The following is a 13,915-nucleotide window of genomic DNA, read 5'->3' as shown; positions in this document are numbered from 1 at the left end:
TCTGGGGTCTGGCGTATTAGGGATTTGCGCGCCGCTCTACAGGGGCGGGCGGAGATTGCCAAGGGCGCTGCGAGCTCAGGACGGATGCCGCGATTTGTGTCGTCCCTCGTGCCGCATTGCCCGTTCGCGAGGGCGAAGCCGCGCGCGGGGCGGAGCAATGTTTGGCCTGCATCCCGGAGCAGGTCCGGGACGTACGCCGGGACTTACCGCGCCGCCCTGATCCGCTCGGCTACCGCCACCAGCCGCTTTGCCTGCTCAAGGTGCAGCAGTTCGACCATCTTGCCCTCTACCCGGATTGCACCCTTGCCCGCATTCTCCGGCAGGGCGAAGGCGTCGATCACTGCCTGCGCCCAGGCAAGTTCCGCCTCGCTGGGGCTGAAAACCGTATTGCAGGGTTCAACTTGCGCCGGGTGGATCAGGCTCTTGCCGTCGAAGCCGAACATCAGGCCCTGGCGCGCCTCGGCCTCGAACGCTTCCAGATCGCGGAATTCGTTGCACACCCCGTCGAGGATCGCGACGCCATGCGCGCGCGCCGCGGCAACGGCCAACGACAGGAAGGGCAGGAACGGCGTGCGACAGGGCGTGAGCTGCGCGCGCATTTCCTTGGCGAGATCATTGGTGCCCATGATCCACAGCGAAAGGCGGCTCGAAGCCGTACAGGCTGCGATTTCGTGGAGGTTGGCCACGCTCGCGCATGTCTCGATCATGGCCCAGAGCTGCATTTCGCGCGGCGCGGTTTTCAGGGCGTCCTCGTAGCGGCCGATGTCGCCGGCCGAATTGACCTTGGGGACCAGCACGGCATCGGCCCCGGATGCGGATATCGCCGCAAGATCGGCGGCGCCCCATTCAGTGTCGATGCCGTTGGCCCTGATCGCGACCTCGCGGTGGCCGAAGCCGCCCTCGGCCACCGCCGCTACCGCAGCCGCGCGCGCTTCCGCCTTGGCTTCGGGCGCGACGGCATCCTCAAGGTCGAGAATTACGACGTCGCAGGGCAGGGTGCGTGCCTTGGCAACGGCCTTGGCATTCGACGCAGGCAGGTAGAGCGCGCTGCGGCGCGGACGATCCGAAGCAATCGGCATGGTGTTCCCCTCTGACTTGCAGCCTCCTTGCGATGAGGCAGTGCCGGCGGTCAAGGGGCCTCAGCAGCCGACCGTATCGAGTATCCGTTCGCTTTCTTTCCAGAGGCGCTCGGCGGCGGCATCGTCGCATGCCTGCGGGGCGGGTTCGGCTTCGGCGAGGTCGTGGAAATAGCGCCCGCCCTTGCGGCCGACTTCGGGGTCGGTCGCCATCCAGACGATCGTCCGGGCGGGCTGCTCAGGGGTGATGCATTCGTTCTGCGACATGTAGCTCTGCATCGCCTCGTCGCCATGACTGGCGAAGTTCGAACTGACCCGGCCCGGATGCATGGCCTGGGCGACGATGCCTTTGCCCGCCAGCCGCCGGTTCAGCTCTCGGGTGAAGAGCAGGTTGGCGAGCTTCGCCTGGCAATAGGCCTGGGCCGGGGCAAAATTTTCCAGCATCATGAGGTCGTCCCAGTTCATGTCGGGGCAGCCCATGTGTCCGCTTGATGAAACCGCGATCACACGGACCGTGCCGGCAGGCGATTTCGCGGCCGCCCGCTCAAGCTGAGGCAGCAGTTCCCGGGTGAGCAGAAAGGGCGCGAGGTGATTCGCGGCAAAGGTAGCCTCCAGGCCTTCCGAAGTGCGATAGAGGCCGTCGCGCACGCCCCCGGCGTTGTTGACGAGAACGTGGATGCGATCCGTCAACGCGGCAATCTCGCTCGCGACGCGCCTGACGTCGGCCATCTCGCTGAAGTCACCGCGCACGAAATCGACCCGGGCGCCGGGCGCCGCCATCTTTCGGAGCGCGGTCACCGCTTCCTCGCAGCGCTCCGGATTGCGGCCCGTGCCGATCACGTGCCAGCCCATGCGGGCGAAGGTCTCCGCGCTCGCCCGACCGATGCCGGAACTTGCGCCGGTCACAACAACGGTTCTTGTTTCGGCGGTGTTGGTCATGATGTTCTCCTCAAGCAGCCTGGGTGGCATTCGTGGAGGCAGGCGATATGTCGGGGCGGCTGCCGCGCCCGGTGAAGAAGAAGCAGAGCGCGCCTATCACGGTGACGGCCGCGGCCAGCACCAGGAAGACGTCGAAACGTTCCGTCGCGCTCAGCGTCATGCTCAGGACGACAGCGCCGACTGCCGTGGCGAGCCCCATCGAGGCGATCAGGAAGCTGTAGATCAGGCTGTAGTGACGCATGTCGAACGTACGCGAGGTGAGATAGGCGCCGATATCGCCCTCCGCTCCCTGCGCCAGCCCTACCAGCAGAACCGCGCCCACCAGAAGCCACGCCGCCTCGATCGGTGAGGCGAGCGCAAGAAAGCCGAGCGCCGGCAATCCCAGTGCGACGATGGCGACGAGCTGCGGAGAGACCCGGTCGAGCGCGAGCCCGCTCACGAACCGGCCGCACACGACGCTGATCGCATAGAGTGAGACCATCCATGTCGCGAGCTGGCTGGGCGCGCCGTTTTCCATCAGCACGAGCTTGAGTTGCGAGGACACGATCACCTGAGGCAGATTGCAGAAGAACATGCCGGCGATGATGAGGATGAAGGCCGGGTTCTTCAGGACCGCGATGAGTTCACCGCGCGTGATGCGGGCATGGGGCCGCGCGGGCGACGGTTCGGACGGATCTGGCTTGTGGCGCCCCCCGATGAGTGCGATCGCGGCGACCCCGCCCGCCGCCGAGATCGCGGCCAGCACGCGGTAGCCGGCGCGCCAGCCCTCGGCATCGACCACTACGCCGACGATCGGCACGACGAAGGCGCCCACCAGCGGCGCACCGCTCATCACTACCGAGAGCGCCATGCCGCGCGCGCGGTCGAAACGCTCGACGATCACCCGGCTGAACACCAGCGTAGTGGTGAGAACACCGAAGACGTGCTGGAAAATGGTGATGCCGAAAAATTCGTAGATATCCCCGCTCATGAAGCTGAGCAGCAGGAACGAGAGCGGGACGACGGTAAAGCCGATGCTTGCCGCGATACGCGCCCCGAAGCGGTCGGTGAAGCGGCCGGCCACAGGCACGAAGACCATGGTGGCGAGTCCCAGCGTCCCCACCAGCGCGAACCTTGATCGCTCCCAGCCGAACTCCTCGATCAGGGGAGGGGCGAACAGGTTCGTCATGTAGTGGTTCAGCGCCGCACCCAGCGCGAGGCCAAGCGTCGCGCCGAGCAGGTTGGGCCAGTGCGCCCGGAACTCTCCGAAATAGGTAAGGCCCTTCGCTGGCACGCTTTTTCTCCCTTGCCGCGCCATTTCAGCGCGGTCTGGCTCCTTGCAGGAATAACCTTACCGCAAAGACGACCCGGTTATCGACGTCCTGCTGTATCAGCGGGTTGCCCGAGGTGATGAAGCGAGCCGGGCCGCTGACAACCATGCTCATGAAGACATTGGCCGCCATCAGGGGATCGTCGATCGCAAGGTTCCCGGCTGCCGTCTCGGCTCGCAGCAGATCCGCGAGGAAGCGGACCGTCGGCAGCGTGGCGATCTGGTAATATGTGTTGAAGATGTCCGGGAAGCGATAGGACTCTGTGTTGATGATCCGTTGCAGCTTCAAGCCTTTGGGCGTTGCGATCAGCGCGATCCGCAGCTTCGCGATATTGACCAACGTGGTTTCGAGGTCGGTGCCGCGCCTCGCCTCGATCGTTTCGCGCGAGACGGCGTAGCGCTCCACCCCGCGCCGGACGGCGGCCCTGAACAGCGAAGCCTTGTCGGGATAACGCGCGTAGACAGTGCGCTTGGTCATGCTCACGTCGGCGGCAATCGCCTCGATCGTGGCCGGTTCGAATCCCTTTTCGAGAAAATGATCGAGCGCGCGTTCGAGCAACTCGTCGTGCCGCGCCTCGGCCTGCGCCTTTGTGGGGCGACCGGCACGGACGCGGTTTTTTGGGGGGCTCCGATCCGTTGCCCCATCGAAAGGGATTTCGCTTGCATCGACGGCGGAGGAGGCATTAATGAAACGCATGAGTTGCTATTAAGCGAGTCGCGCTTGAGTGGCAAGGACGAAAATAATCCCGAGGGAGAATGCCGATGGGAACCGCAACCGAGAAACTGACTTCACTGGTCGCCGACCCAGAACGGTTTTCGTTCTCGGCCGACCAACTGCGCGAGACGCAGATCGCCGCGCTCGACGAACGCTTCCAGGAGCGCAGGGACCGGATAAAGCTGCTTGGCATGCGCGCTCGGGATGCCGAACTGGAGCGGATCGGAGCGATCGAGGACATCGTTCCGGTGCTGTTCCCGCACACCGCCTACAAGTCCTATCCCGAAAGCTATCTGATGGAGGAGCGCTGGGACCGCCTGACCAAGTGGCTGGGCACGGTCTCGCCCTATCCGATCGAGGGTGTCTCGCTCGACGGGATCGCCGGTATCGACGAATGGATCGAGCGGCTCGCCGCGAAAGGCTATTTCATTTCGTGTTCGAGCGGCACTACCGGCAAGTCCGCGATGCTGATCGCTTCGCAGAAGGACATGGACTGGTCGAAGGTCGATACGGTCAACGTGTTCTCATGGGGATCGGGCGTGAAACCGGCGCAGGACCGGCTGATCGTCGGCTGCGCGCCAGTGGCCACCGTGCCCAAGAACGCCACGATAGCGCAGGCGCAGTACGAGGCCTTTGCCAATCCCGAGTGGCCGCGCTGGAACTATCCGGTGCCGCCCATCACCGTCGGCTCGCTGACCTCGATGGTGGTCATGCGCAAGAAGATTGCCGAGGGCACTGCCAGGCCCGAGGAAATCGCGCAGTTCGAGGAAACATCCGCGGCGCGAGCGAAGGCGGTCGAGGAGGCGGTGCCGGCCACTGCGCAGTTCATCATCGAGAACCGCGACAAGAAGCTGCAGCTCTCCGGCATGTGGAGCGGCTTGTGGCAGGTCGCGAAAGCGGTGCGCGACGCCGGCTATGGGCGTGACGACTTCAATCCCGACAATTCGATCTATGTCGGGGGCGGCCTCAAGCGTGCGCAACTCCCCGCAGACTATCAGGAATACGTTTTCGAGACCTTCAACATTCCCGAGGGCAGGCATTTCCAGAACTATTCGATGCAGGAACTCAACTCCGGCATGCCCAAGTGCCGCGAGGGTGGGCGCTACCACGTTCCGCCGTGGATAGTGCCGGTGCTGCTCGACAAGTCGGGCGATGCCGCGCTCGGTCACACCAGTGGCGAGATGGAAGGGCGCGCCGCGTTCTTCGATCTCTCGCTGGATGGGCGCTGGGGCGGTGTGATCACCGGCGATAGGATCTCGCTCGATTTCAGCCCCTGCGCCTGCGGCAACCATGGGGCATCGATCCGCGACGACATCGTGCGTTATGCGGATCTGGAAGGTGACGACAAAATCGGCTGTGCAGGCACGGTCGATGCTTATGTGCGAGGTGCGACATGACCGATCTGACAGAAACGACACCGGCCGAAGATCTGGTTTCGGCCCCGTTCTTCCTGCGAGGGGAAGTGCTTCACGGTACCGATGTGATCCAGACATCGCGTGACCTCGGGGTTACTTTCGCGACGCCGCGTATTCCCTTCGACCGGGCGGTGCCGCCGCGCACCGAAGTCCCGCCGCTGCTCAATGTGCCGCTGGCCGAGATCATCGATTTTCTCGTCGAGACCGGGCAGCGGATGGTGGCGAAGGACAACGATCACATGCAGGAGTGCATCGAGCGCATGTGCCGCACGCACATCCTGCCGCGCGCCGTTGTCGAGCACACCGCGCGCCATGCCGCCGCCTATCTCGACAAACGCACGCTGATGGCGGAGGTCGAGCAGAACTTTCCCGACCCGCGCGCGCTGGACGAGTGGATTCCCAAGCAGGACTACACCGGCCGCAAAAGCTTCGTGCGTGCCTTCGCGCCGCGCCTGATCCATGTGCTGCCGGGCAATTCGCCGGGTGTTGCGGTCAAATCCGTGGCGCAGGGATCGATGGTCAAGGCGATCAACCTGTTCAAGATGAGCAGCGCCGATCCGTTCACCATGGTCGCGATCCTGCGCACCATGGCGGACATTGATCCGCAGCATCCCATCGTGAAGTCGATGTCCGCGGTGTACTGGCGCGGCGGCGACGATGCGACCGAGCGCGTACTCTATCGTCCGCAATACTTCGACAAGATCGTGGCCTGGGGCGGCGGTGATGCGATCAACAACGTCATCAAGTACCTCGGCCCCGGCTTCCAGCTCGTCTCCTTCGATCCCAAGACCTCAATCTCGATGGTGGGCAAGGAAGCCTTTGGCGATGACGAGACGCTGGACCGCGTGGCGGACCTGTGTTCGGCTGACGTGATGACGCTCAACCAGGAGGCCTGCGTCGCCAGTCGCTACCAGTTCGTCGAAGGACCGCAGGAGCAGGTCGACCGCTTTTGCGAGCGTCTCCACCACCACATCGCCCGCCGCGCCGCCGAAAGCGGTGATATCCGTAAGCTCGATCCCGAAATGCGCGAGGCGGTGGAGATGATGAGCATGATGGACGACGAATTCGGCGTCTGGGGCCGCACCGACGGCAAGGGGCTTGTGGTTCGCTCCGAAGAGCCGGTCGACTTCCACCCGATCAACAAGACCGCCAATGTCGTGCGCGTCGACAGCCTCGACGACGCGGTGAAGTGGATCAACGTCGCGACGCAGACGGTGGGTTTCTATCCCATTGACCGCATGGCGGATTACCGCGACCGGCTGGCCGCCGGCGGGGCGCAGCGCATCGTCCATCTGGGAGAGGCCGGGCCGTCCACGATCGGCAATCCCCATGATGCCATGTACCCGCTGCACCGCTTCGTCCACTGGATGGCGCATGAGGACGGGTGCGCGCCATCGGGGAACTGATCGCATCCGGGATATTGCGCCGCCGTCCATTCCGGCGGCGGCGTATGGGCTTGCCAGCGGCGGTGTTTGCGCTAGGCAGCAAGCGTTGTCGCGAACCGTAGTGCGGACATTTGCCCGTCCGCGCCGGTCGACCCTGGAGGAACAAAAGAACCATGGCCGTTGAAATCCTGCTCCCGAAGATCGGCTTTTCGATGCAAGAGGGCCAAATCGCCGAGTGGCTCGTCAAGGACGGCGACCAGGTGAGCGAGGGCCAGCCGCTGTACTCGCTGGAGGCCGACAAGTCGACCAACGAGGTCGAGGCCCCTGCGTCGGGTACGCTCAAGATCGTTGCCCAGACCGGCGAAACCTACGAAGTCGGCACTGTCCTCGGCTACATCGAATAAGGACCGGCGGGGGCTGGACAGGCCCGGCTCGCGGCGTCAGAGTATCGCCATGAAACGTATTATGGCCTCCATCGCCGCCGTCGGGCTCCTTTCGGCGGCCTCCGCAGCCCTCGCCAGCCTGCCCATGGGGGCCGCCGCCCCCGCGTTTACCACCAAGGGTGCGAAGGCAGGCAAGGAGATCAGTTTCGATCTCAAGGAAGCGTTGAAGCGCGGCCCGGTCGTGCTTTACTTCTATCCCAAGGCCTTCACGCAGGGCTGTACGCTTGAAGCGCACGCCTTCGCCGAAGCAACTCCCGAATTCAACGCACTGGGTGCCACGGTGGTCGGTATGTCGGCGGACGACCTGCCGACGCTGAAGAAATTTTCCACCGAGGAATGCCGGGACAAGTTCGCGGTAGCCGTCGCCACGCCGAAGATTATCAAGGACTACGACGTGGCGCTCGTCCGCGAGGGTATGCCCCAGGGCATGACTGACCGCGTGAGCTATGTGATCGACCGGAGCGGCAGGATCGCTTTCATCCATTCGGACCTCGACTATCGCGATCACGTGAAGATGACCCTGGCGGCCGTGAAGGTGCTGGCGAAGTCGAAACCCTGAGGCGGCAGATTCGCCTGCGCCTTGCCGGATCTTGAACAATCCCGATCTTGCGGGGTATTGACGCCGGCTTCCAGAAGCGGTGCGCGGCGCCGCTTTACAATCGGCCCCACTTCGCTAAGCGATGCGCCGCTGTTTCATTGGAGTTTTCCGCCATGCGTGCCGAAGGGCAGGCCCACATTGATCGCATCGAAAAGGCGCTGGCGCTCGTGCGCAAGTTCCTCGACTGGGACCGCGCGCTGCGCCGGCTGGACGAGCTGAACGCGCGCGTCGAGGATCCCACGCTCTGGGATAAGCCCAAGGAGGCCGAGGCGGTCATGAAGGAGCGCCGCCGGCTGGAGGCATCCATCGGCGCGGTGAACGAGATCAGCCGGGAAATGGCCGATGCCATCGAGTTCGTCGAACTGGGCGAGATGGAAGATGACGAGGACACCGTCAACGAAGGCCTCGCGACGCTCGCCGCGCTTGCCGAGCGCGCTGATGCCGACAAGGTGCAGGCCCTGCTTGCGGGCGAAGCGGACTCCAACGATACCTATCTCGAAATCCACGCGGGCGCGGGTGGCACCGAGAGCCAGGACTGGGCCGAGATGCTCCAGCGCATGTATACCCGCTGGGCCGAGCGTCGGGGCTACAAGGTCGAGCTGGTCGATTACCACGCGGGCGAGGCCGCCGGGATCAAGAGCGCGACCCTGCTGATCAAGGGCGAGAACGCATACGGTTATGCCAAGACCGAGAGTGGCGTACATCGTCTGGTGCGCATCAGCCCCTACGACAGTTCCGCGCGCCGCCACACCAGCTTCTCCAGCGTGTGGGTCTATCCGGTGATCGACGACAGCTTTGAGATCGACATCAATCCCGCGGATCTGAAGATCGACACCTATCGCGCTTCGGGTGCCGGCGGACAGCACGTCAATACGACGGACTCGGCCGTGCGCATCACGCACCAGCCTTCGGGCATCGTGGCCGCCAGCCAGGTCGATCGTTCGCAGCACAAGAACCGCGAAATCGCGATGAACATGCTGAAGGCGCGCCTGTTCGAGGAAGAGATGCGCAAGCGCGAGGAAGCCGCCAGCGCAGAGCACGCCAGCAAGAGCGACATCGGTTGGGGGCACCAGATCCGTTCCTACGTTCTGCAGCCCTATCAGCAGGTGAAGGACCTGCGCACCGGGGTGATCTCGACGTCGCCGGGAGATGTGCTCGATGGCGCGCTCGATCCCTTCATGGCCGCTGCCCTGTCGCAGCGCGTGACAGGCGAGAGCGTCGAGGTCGAGGACATCGACTGACGCTCGGCGATGGGCTCCATCTCAGATTTTGCCAAGTCCCGGACGAGCCGCTAAGGGGCGCCATGTTTTTGTCGCGACGCCTTTCCTGCGCGGTTCTTGCACTCGTGCTTTGCGGCTGTGAGCAGCAGCCGGTCAACGACGGAAGGCTTGAGACCGCGCGCGCGTTTCCCACGGCCGACCGGCCTGTCTCGGAACTCGGTGGCAACTCGGTCGCCTCGGAAGTCGAGCGCGACAGCGTCAACGAAGCACAAGTTGTCATGGATCTCGCCGACATCCGCAAAGGGATGAGTATCGCCGACATCGGCGCGGGCGAGGGGTACTACACGGTTCGTCTCGCCGAGCGCGTGGGGAGTGAAGGCCGCGTCCTCGCCGAGGATATCGACAGGGATGCGATTGAGCGGCTCGGCCAGCGGGTGCTGCGCGAAAGGCTGGAGAACGTCTCGATCGCGCTGGGGACGGAGGACGACCCGCGCCTGCCGCCGGCCAGCTTTGACCGCATCTTCCTGGTCCACATGTATCACGAGGTCACCGAGCCTTACGCGTTCCTGTGGCGCCTGCGTCCGGCGATGCGCGAAGGGGGCAGGGTGATCGTGGTTGACGTCGACCGGCCGACCGATGAGCACGGCATTCCGCCGGCCCTGCTTTTCTGCGAATTCGCATCGCTGGGCTTTCGTTTGACGGAATTTGTTCGTAAGCCTGAGCTGCAAGGGTATTATGCGCAGTTCGAGGCGGGCAGTCCTAGGCCCGAACCGTCCGATATTGTACCTTGCCGTTTGGCTGGTGATCCCAAGTCTCAGATGAACTGACGCGTTTCACCAGGGGGAAAGATAGAGAATTTATGAGTTTCAAGGGTCTCAAGCCGATTGTTTATGGTGGACGTGAAGTCTGGCCGCTTATCGAAGGCGGCAAGGGCGTTTCTGCCACCAACCACTTAAGTTCCGGTGCCTGGGCAGCGGCGGGCGGAATCGGCACGGTCAGTGCGGTCAACGCCGACAGCTACGATGCTGAAGGCAAGATCGTTCCGCAGGTCTATCATGCCCTGACACGCAAGGAACGGCACGAGGAACTGATCCGCTACGCCATTGACGGCGCGGTCGAACAGGTGCGTCGCGCTTATGACATCTCCGGCGGCAAGGGTGCGATCAACATCAACGTCCTGTGGGAGATGGGCGGTGCCCAGCAGGTGCTCGAAGGCGTGCTGGAAAAGACCCGGGGCCTCGTTACCGGCGTAACCTGCGGTGCGGGCATGCCCTATCGCCTTTCCGAGATCGCGGAGCGCTTCAACGTCAACTACCTGCCGATCGTCAGCTCCGCGCGCGCTTTCCGTGCCTTGTGGAAGCGAGCCTATCACAAGGTGTCTCACCTGATGGGGGCGGTCGTCTATGAGGACCCGTGGCTGGCCGGCGGCCACAACGGCCTGTCGAACGCCGAAGATCCGCTCAAACCCGAAGATCCCTATCCGCGCGTCAAGGCGCTGCGCGACACGATGCGCAAGGAAGGCATTGCGGATACGGTGCCGATCATCATGGCCGGCGGCGTCTGGTACCTGCGCGACTGGAACGAGTGGATCGACAATCCCGAACTCGGCACGATCGCCTTCCAGTTCGGTACGCGTCCGTTGCTCACGCACGAAAGCCCGATCCCGCAGCAGTGGAAGGACGCTTTGCGCGATATCGAGCCGGGCGACGTCCTGCTCCACCGCTTCTCGCCGACCGGTTTCTATTCGTCGGCGGTGCGCAATACCTTTCTGCGCAATCTCGAGGCGCGTTCGGAGCGGCAGATTCCCTATTCAAAGGTCGAGGCCGGCGAACATACGGTGCGGCTCGATGTCGGCGTGAAGGGAAAGAACTTCTGGGTCACTCCCAAGGATCTGGAACGCGCGCGTTCCTGGTCGGCTCAGGGCTATACCGATGGCCTGCGCACGCCGGACGACACGATCATCTTCGTCGATCCCAAGGAACGCGACGAGATCCGCCAGGATCAGGCGGACTGCATGGGCTGCCTGTCGCACTGCGGCTTCTCGTCGTGGAAGGATCACGACGACTACACCACCGGCCGCCTCGCCGATCCGCGCAGCTTTTGCATCCAGAAGACCCTGCAGGACATCGCGCATGGCGGCCCGGTCGACAACAACCTGATGTTCGCGGGGCACGCGGCCTTCAAGTTCAAGCAGGATCCGTTCTATTCCAACGGCTTCACGCCGACAGTTAAAGAACTGGTTGACCGTATCCTCACCGGCGACTGACCGCGCCCGAGCCGCTCGAGTCCGGGAAGCGGCGCGGGACGTGCCCGCGCCGCTCCCTGTCCGTCAATCGAACTCCCACGCCCGTTCGCCGTGGCTGGTGATATCGAGGCCTTCGCGCTCGGCGTCTTCCGACACGCGCATGGGGAAGAGGACCGAGGCCATGACCGCGAGAATGACGCTGCCGATGACCGACCACAGTATGGTAACGCCCACGCCGACGAACTGAGCTGCCATCTGCGTGCCCATCGTCATGCGCTCGGCATAGCCGACGCCGCCGAGGCTTTCGGACATGAACACACCGAGCAGGAGCGAGCCGAGAATGCCGCCGACGCCGTGGACGGCGAAAACGTCCAGCGAGTCGTCGATCTCCAGCTTCTGTTTCACCAGCTGGATCGCGAAGTAGCACAGCACCGCGCCGGCCGCGCCTAACAGGATCGCGGCGCCCGGTGAGATGAAGCCCGCTGCCGGCGTTACCGTCGCGAGGCCGGCAATCGCGCCGGTGGCGAAGCCTACGCTGGTCGGCTTGCCGACGGTAAAGCGTTCCACGAGGAGCCAGACCAGCGCGGCGCTCGCCGCCGCCCCGTGAGTGGCGATGATCGCGGCAGCGGCATCGTCGTTGGCGGCGAGGGCGGAACCGCCGTTGAAGCCGAACCAGCCGACCCACAGCATCGCCGCGCCCGCCATAGTCAGCGACGGGCTGTGCGGCAGCATCAGCGTTTGCGGGAAGCCATTTCGCTTGCCCAGCATCACCGCAATTACCAGCGCGGAGATGCCGGCGGTGGTGTGGATGACGATACCGCCTGCCCAGTCGAGCGTGCCCATGCCCTGGCCCAGCCAGCCGCCGCCCCAGATCCAGTGCGCGACGGGTGCGTAGACGACAAGGCTCCACAATGCGCAGAAGGCGAGCACCCAGCCGAAGCGCGCGCGGTCAACCCAGGCACCCGCCATGAGTGCGGGCGTGATCGCAGCGAAGGTCATCTGGAACAGAGCAAAGGCGCTTTCGGGCACGGCGGTCGCCTCCCGAATGTTGCCGAGTTGGATCAGCATCCAGGCATTGCCGCCGCCGAGCCAGCCGTTGCTGACCTCGCCGAAGGCCAGTGTGTAGCCGACGACGATCCACAGGACGGAAGCGACCGCCGCGATGGCGCCGCACTGGACGAGTACCGAAAGGAAGTTCTTCGCACGCACCAGACCGCCGTAGAACAGCGAAAGGCCCGGCATCGCCATGAGCAGGACGAGCGCGGACGATGCAAGCAGCCAGGCCGTATCGCCGCTGTTGGCGACATCGATCCGGCCGTCCTGGGCGAATGCCGGGCCCGGCAAGGCTGCGAGCAGGGCGGCGAGCGGCAGCAGGCGCTGCTTGATCATGTGTGATTCCCCCTTCAGGCCGCGCCGGTGCGGGCGCTGCGTTCCTCCAGGGCGGAGGCTTAGAGCAGGAAATGGCCGCGAGACAAGCGCTTGCGTGATGCGGGCGGAATCAGGGCAGGTCGGGAAGGACCTGATCGGGCGGCCTGTGGCCGTCGACCCAGAAACGGATGTTGGCGATGATCCGCTCGCCGGCGGCGCTGCGCCCTTCGACCGTGGCGCTGCCGAGATGCGGCATGACGATGAGGTTGGGCGCCGCGAGCAGGCGTGGATTCACGTCCGGCTCGCGGGCGAAGACGTCGAGCGCGGCACCGGCGAGGTGGCTCTGGGTCAGGGCATCGACGAGAGCATCCTCGTCCACGATCTGGCCGCGGCTTGTGTTCACGAGGCAGGCGCCCGGCTTCATCAGCGAAATGCGGCGCTCGTCCATCAGCGATATCGTCTCTGGCGTGGCCGGGCAGTGCAGGGTGAGGATGTCGGACTGCGCCACAAGCCGGTCGAGATCTGGCTGGTAACGCGCGGAGCACATGTTCTCCAGCGACGTCGGGAGGCGATGGCGGTTATGGTAGTGGATTTCCATGCCGAAGGCGCGGGCGCGATGCGCGACGGCCTGGCCGATCCGGCCCATGCCGACGATGCCCAGGCGCTTTCCGCCGAGCGAATGGCCGAGCAGGGTAGAGGGCGCCCAACCTTCCCAGCGGCCCTCGCGCAGGATCTTCGCTCCGTCGGCGAACTTGCGCGAGACGAGGATGATCAGCGCCAGCGCCAGGTCGGCGGTATCGTCGGTGAAGACGCCGGGGGTATTGGTGACCATGATCTTGCGCGCGCGGGCGGCGGCGAGATCGATGTGCTCGGTGCCGGCGCCGAAACTGGCGATGAGGCCCAGCCGCTCTCCGGCCTGCGCGATCAGGTCGGCGTCGATCGAATCGGTGACTGTGGGAACCAGCACGTCGCAGTCCCGCATGGCCGCGACCAGTTCGTCCCGGCTCATGGGAACATCGTCCTGGTTGAGCGAGACGTTGAACAGTTGCGTCATCCGCGCCTCCACCTCCGGCAGCAGGCGCCGCGTGACGATCACGCGGGGCGGCCCGGGCAGTGGAGGGTGCGTGTGGGTATCGGTCACCAGAGTCATGTCGGAAATGGGCTATGCCTTCCACAGGGTCCGGGTCAAGGAACCTTGATGA

Annotated in this window: 13 protein-coding genes; 7 read left to right on the top strand and 6 right to left on the bottom strand. The window is 64.5% G+C overall.

What is annotated here, in order from left to right; genetic code table 11:
- Nucleotides 1-203: 203 nt before the first annotated feature.
- Genes IEX32_RS00690 through IEX32_RS00675 form a run of 4 tightly spaced genes read right to left on the bottom strand, consistent with a single transcriptional unit; the run spans nt 204 to nt 4,021 of the window.
- The gene (locus tag IEX32_RS00690; RefSeq protein WP_188767224.1) at nt 204-1,079 is read right to left on the bottom strand and encodes an HpcH/HpaI aldolase/citrate lyase family protein; all 876 of its coding nucleotides are present in this window, start codon (nt 1,077-1,079) and stop codon (nt 204-206) included.
- 60 nt (nt 1,080-1,139) lie between these two features.
- A complete protein-coding gene (locus tag IEX32_RS00685; RefSeq protein WP_188767223.1) occupies nt 1,140-2,015 on the bottom strand; it encodes an SDR family oxidoreductase in 876 nt (291 codons plus the stop codon).
- Nucleotides 2,016-2,025: 10 nt separating this feature from the next.
- On the bottom strand, nt 2,026-3,288 hold the full coding sequence (locus IEX32_RS00680) for an MFS transporter (protein WP_229735758.1): 1,263 nt from the start codon (nt 3,286-3,288) through the stop codon (nt 2,026-2,028).
- A 25-nt stretch (nt 3,289-3,313) separates the two neighbouring features.
- Nucleotides 3,314-4,021 (bottom strand): TetR/AcrR family transcriptional regulator, encoded by a 708-nt coding sequence (locus tag IEX32_RS00675; RefSeq protein WP_188767220.1) that lies wholly within the window; start codon nt 4,019-4,021, stop codon nt 3,314-3,316.
- A gap of 65 nt (nt 4,022-4,086) precedes the next feature.
- On the opposite strand from IEX32_RS00675, the gene IEX32_RS00670 reads away from it, so the two are divergent.
- The 7 genes from IEX32_RS00670 to IEX32_RS00640 all read left to right on the top strand — a co-directional run bounded on the left by IEX32_RS00670 (nt 4,087) and on the right by IEX32_RS00640 (nt 11,366).
- Nucleotides 4,087-5,436, top strand: coding sequence for a hypothetical protein (locus tag IEX32_RS00670; RefSeq protein ID WP_188767219.1), 1,350 nt, complete (start codon nt 4,087-4,089; stop codon nt 5,434-5,436).
- On the top strand, nt 5,433-6,860 hold the full coding sequence (locus IEX32_RS00665) for an acyl-CoA reductase (RefSeq protein WP_188767218.1): 1,428 nt from the start codon (nt 5,433-5,435) through the stop codon (nt 6,858-6,860). Before IEX32_RS00670 ends, IEX32_RS00665 begins: the two co-directional genes overlap by 4 nt.
- Before the next feature lie 152 nt (nt 6,861-7,012).
- Entirely contained in the window at nt 7,013-7,243 is a 231-nt protein-coding gene (locus IEX32_RS00660; protein WP_188767217.1) for a biotin/lipoyl-containing protein, read from the top strand.
- Nucleotides 7,244-7,292: 49 nt separating this feature from the next.
- Nucleotides 7,293-7,841 carry a peroxiredoxin gene (locus IEX32_RS00655; protein ID WP_188767216.1) on the top strand — a complete coding sequence of 183 codons (549 nt, stop codon included), beginning with the start codon at nt 7,293-7,295 and terminating at the stop codon, nt 7,839-7,841.
- Between the two features lie 152 nt (nt 7,842-7,993).
- Nucleotides 7,994-9,121, top strand: a complete 1,128-nt coding sequence (prfB, locus tag IEX32_RS00650; RefSeq protein ID WP_188767215.1) for a peptide chain release factor 2 — start codon at nt 7,994-7,996, stop codon at nt 9,119-9,121.
- A 62-nt stretch (nt 9,122-9,183) separates the two neighbouring features.
- Entirely contained in the window at nt 9,184-9,927 is a 744-nt protein-coding gene (locus tag IEX32_RS00645) for a class I SAM-dependent methyltransferase (RefSeq protein ID WP_188767213.1), read from the top strand.
- 32 nt (nt 9,928-9,959) lie between these two features.
- Nucleotides 9,960-11,366: an NAD(P)H-dependent flavin oxidoreductase gene (locus IEX32_RS00640; RefSeq protein ID WP_188767211.1), complete on the top strand. Its 1,407-nt coding sequence runs from the start codon at nt 9,960-9,962 to the stop codon at nt 11,364-11,366.
- A gap of 63 nt (nt 11,367-11,429) precedes the next feature.
- Here IEX32_RS00640 and IEX32_RS00635 read toward each other — a convergent pair whose 3' ends face one another.
- Entirely contained in the window at nt 11,430-12,734 is a 1,305-nt protein-coding gene (locus IEX32_RS00635) for an ammonium transporter (protein WP_188767204.1), read from the bottom strand.
- 109 nt (nt 12,735-12,843) lie between these two features.
- Nucleotides 12,844-13,863 carry a 2-hydroxyacid dehydrogenase gene (locus IEX32_RS00630; RefSeq protein ID WP_188767203.1) on the bottom strand — a complete coding sequence of 340 codons (1,020 nt, stop codon included), beginning with the start codon at nt 13,861-13,863 and terminating at the stop codon, nt 12,844-12,846.
- Nucleotides 13,864-13,915: the final 52 nt, after the last annotated feature.

Source organism: Novosphingobium endophyticum, assembly GCF_014640675.1.
Classification (GTDB): Bacteria; Pseudomonadota; Alphaproteobacteria; order Sphingomonadales; family Sphingomonadaceae; genus Novosphingobium; species Novosphingobium endophyticum.
This window is presented reverse-complemented; position numbering and strand designations above follow the sequence as displayed.

Coding starts and splice junctions, on each gene's coding strand:
- IEX32_RS00670 (WP_188767219.1), top strand. CDS start 4,087: ATGGGAACCGCAACCGAGAAACTGACTTCACTGGTCGCCGACCCAGAA.
- IEX32_RS00660 (WP_188767217.1), top strand. CDS start 7,013: ATGGCCGTTGAAATCCTGCTCCCGAAGATCGGCTTTTCGATGCAAGAG.
- IEX32_RS00635 (WP_188767204.1), bottom strand. CDS start 12,734: ATGATCAAGCAGCGCCTGCTGCCGCTCGCCGCCCTGCTCGCAGCCTTG.
- IEX32_RS00655 (WP_188767216.1), top strand. CDS start 7,293: ATGAAACGTATTATGGCCTCCATCGCCGCCGTCGGGCTCCTTTCGGCG.
- IEX32_RS00690 (WP_188767224.1), bottom strand. CDS start 1,079: ATGCCGATTGCTTCGGATCGTCCGCGCCGCAGCGCGCTCTACCTGCCT.
- IEX32_RS00630 (WP_188767203.1), bottom strand. CDS start 13,863: ATGACTCTGGTGACCGATACCCACACGCACCCTCCACTGCCCGGGCCG.
- IEX32_RS00665 (WP_188767218.1), top strand. CDS start 5,433: ATGACCGATCTGACAGAAACGACACCGGCCGAAGATCTGGTTTCGGCC.
- IEX32_RS00685 (WP_188767223.1), bottom strand. CDS start 2,015: ATGACCAACACCGCCGAAACAAGAACCGTTGTTGTGACCGGCGCAAGT.
- IEX32_RS00645 (WP_188767213.1), top strand. CDS start 9,184: ATGTTTTTGTCGCGACGCCTTTCCTGCGCGGTTCTTGCACTCGTGCTT.
- IEX32_RS00640 (WP_188767211.1), top strand. CDS start 9,960: ATGAGTTTCAAGGGTCTCAAGCCGATTGTTTATGGTGGACGTGAAGTC.
- prfB (WP_188767215.1), top strand. CDS start 7,994: ATGCGTGCCGAAGGGCAGGCCCACATTGATCGCATCGAAAAGGCGCTG.
- IEX32_RS00675 (WP_188767220.1), bottom strand. CDS start 4,021: ATGCGTTTCATTAATGCCTCCTCCGCCGTCGATGCAAGCGAAATCCCT.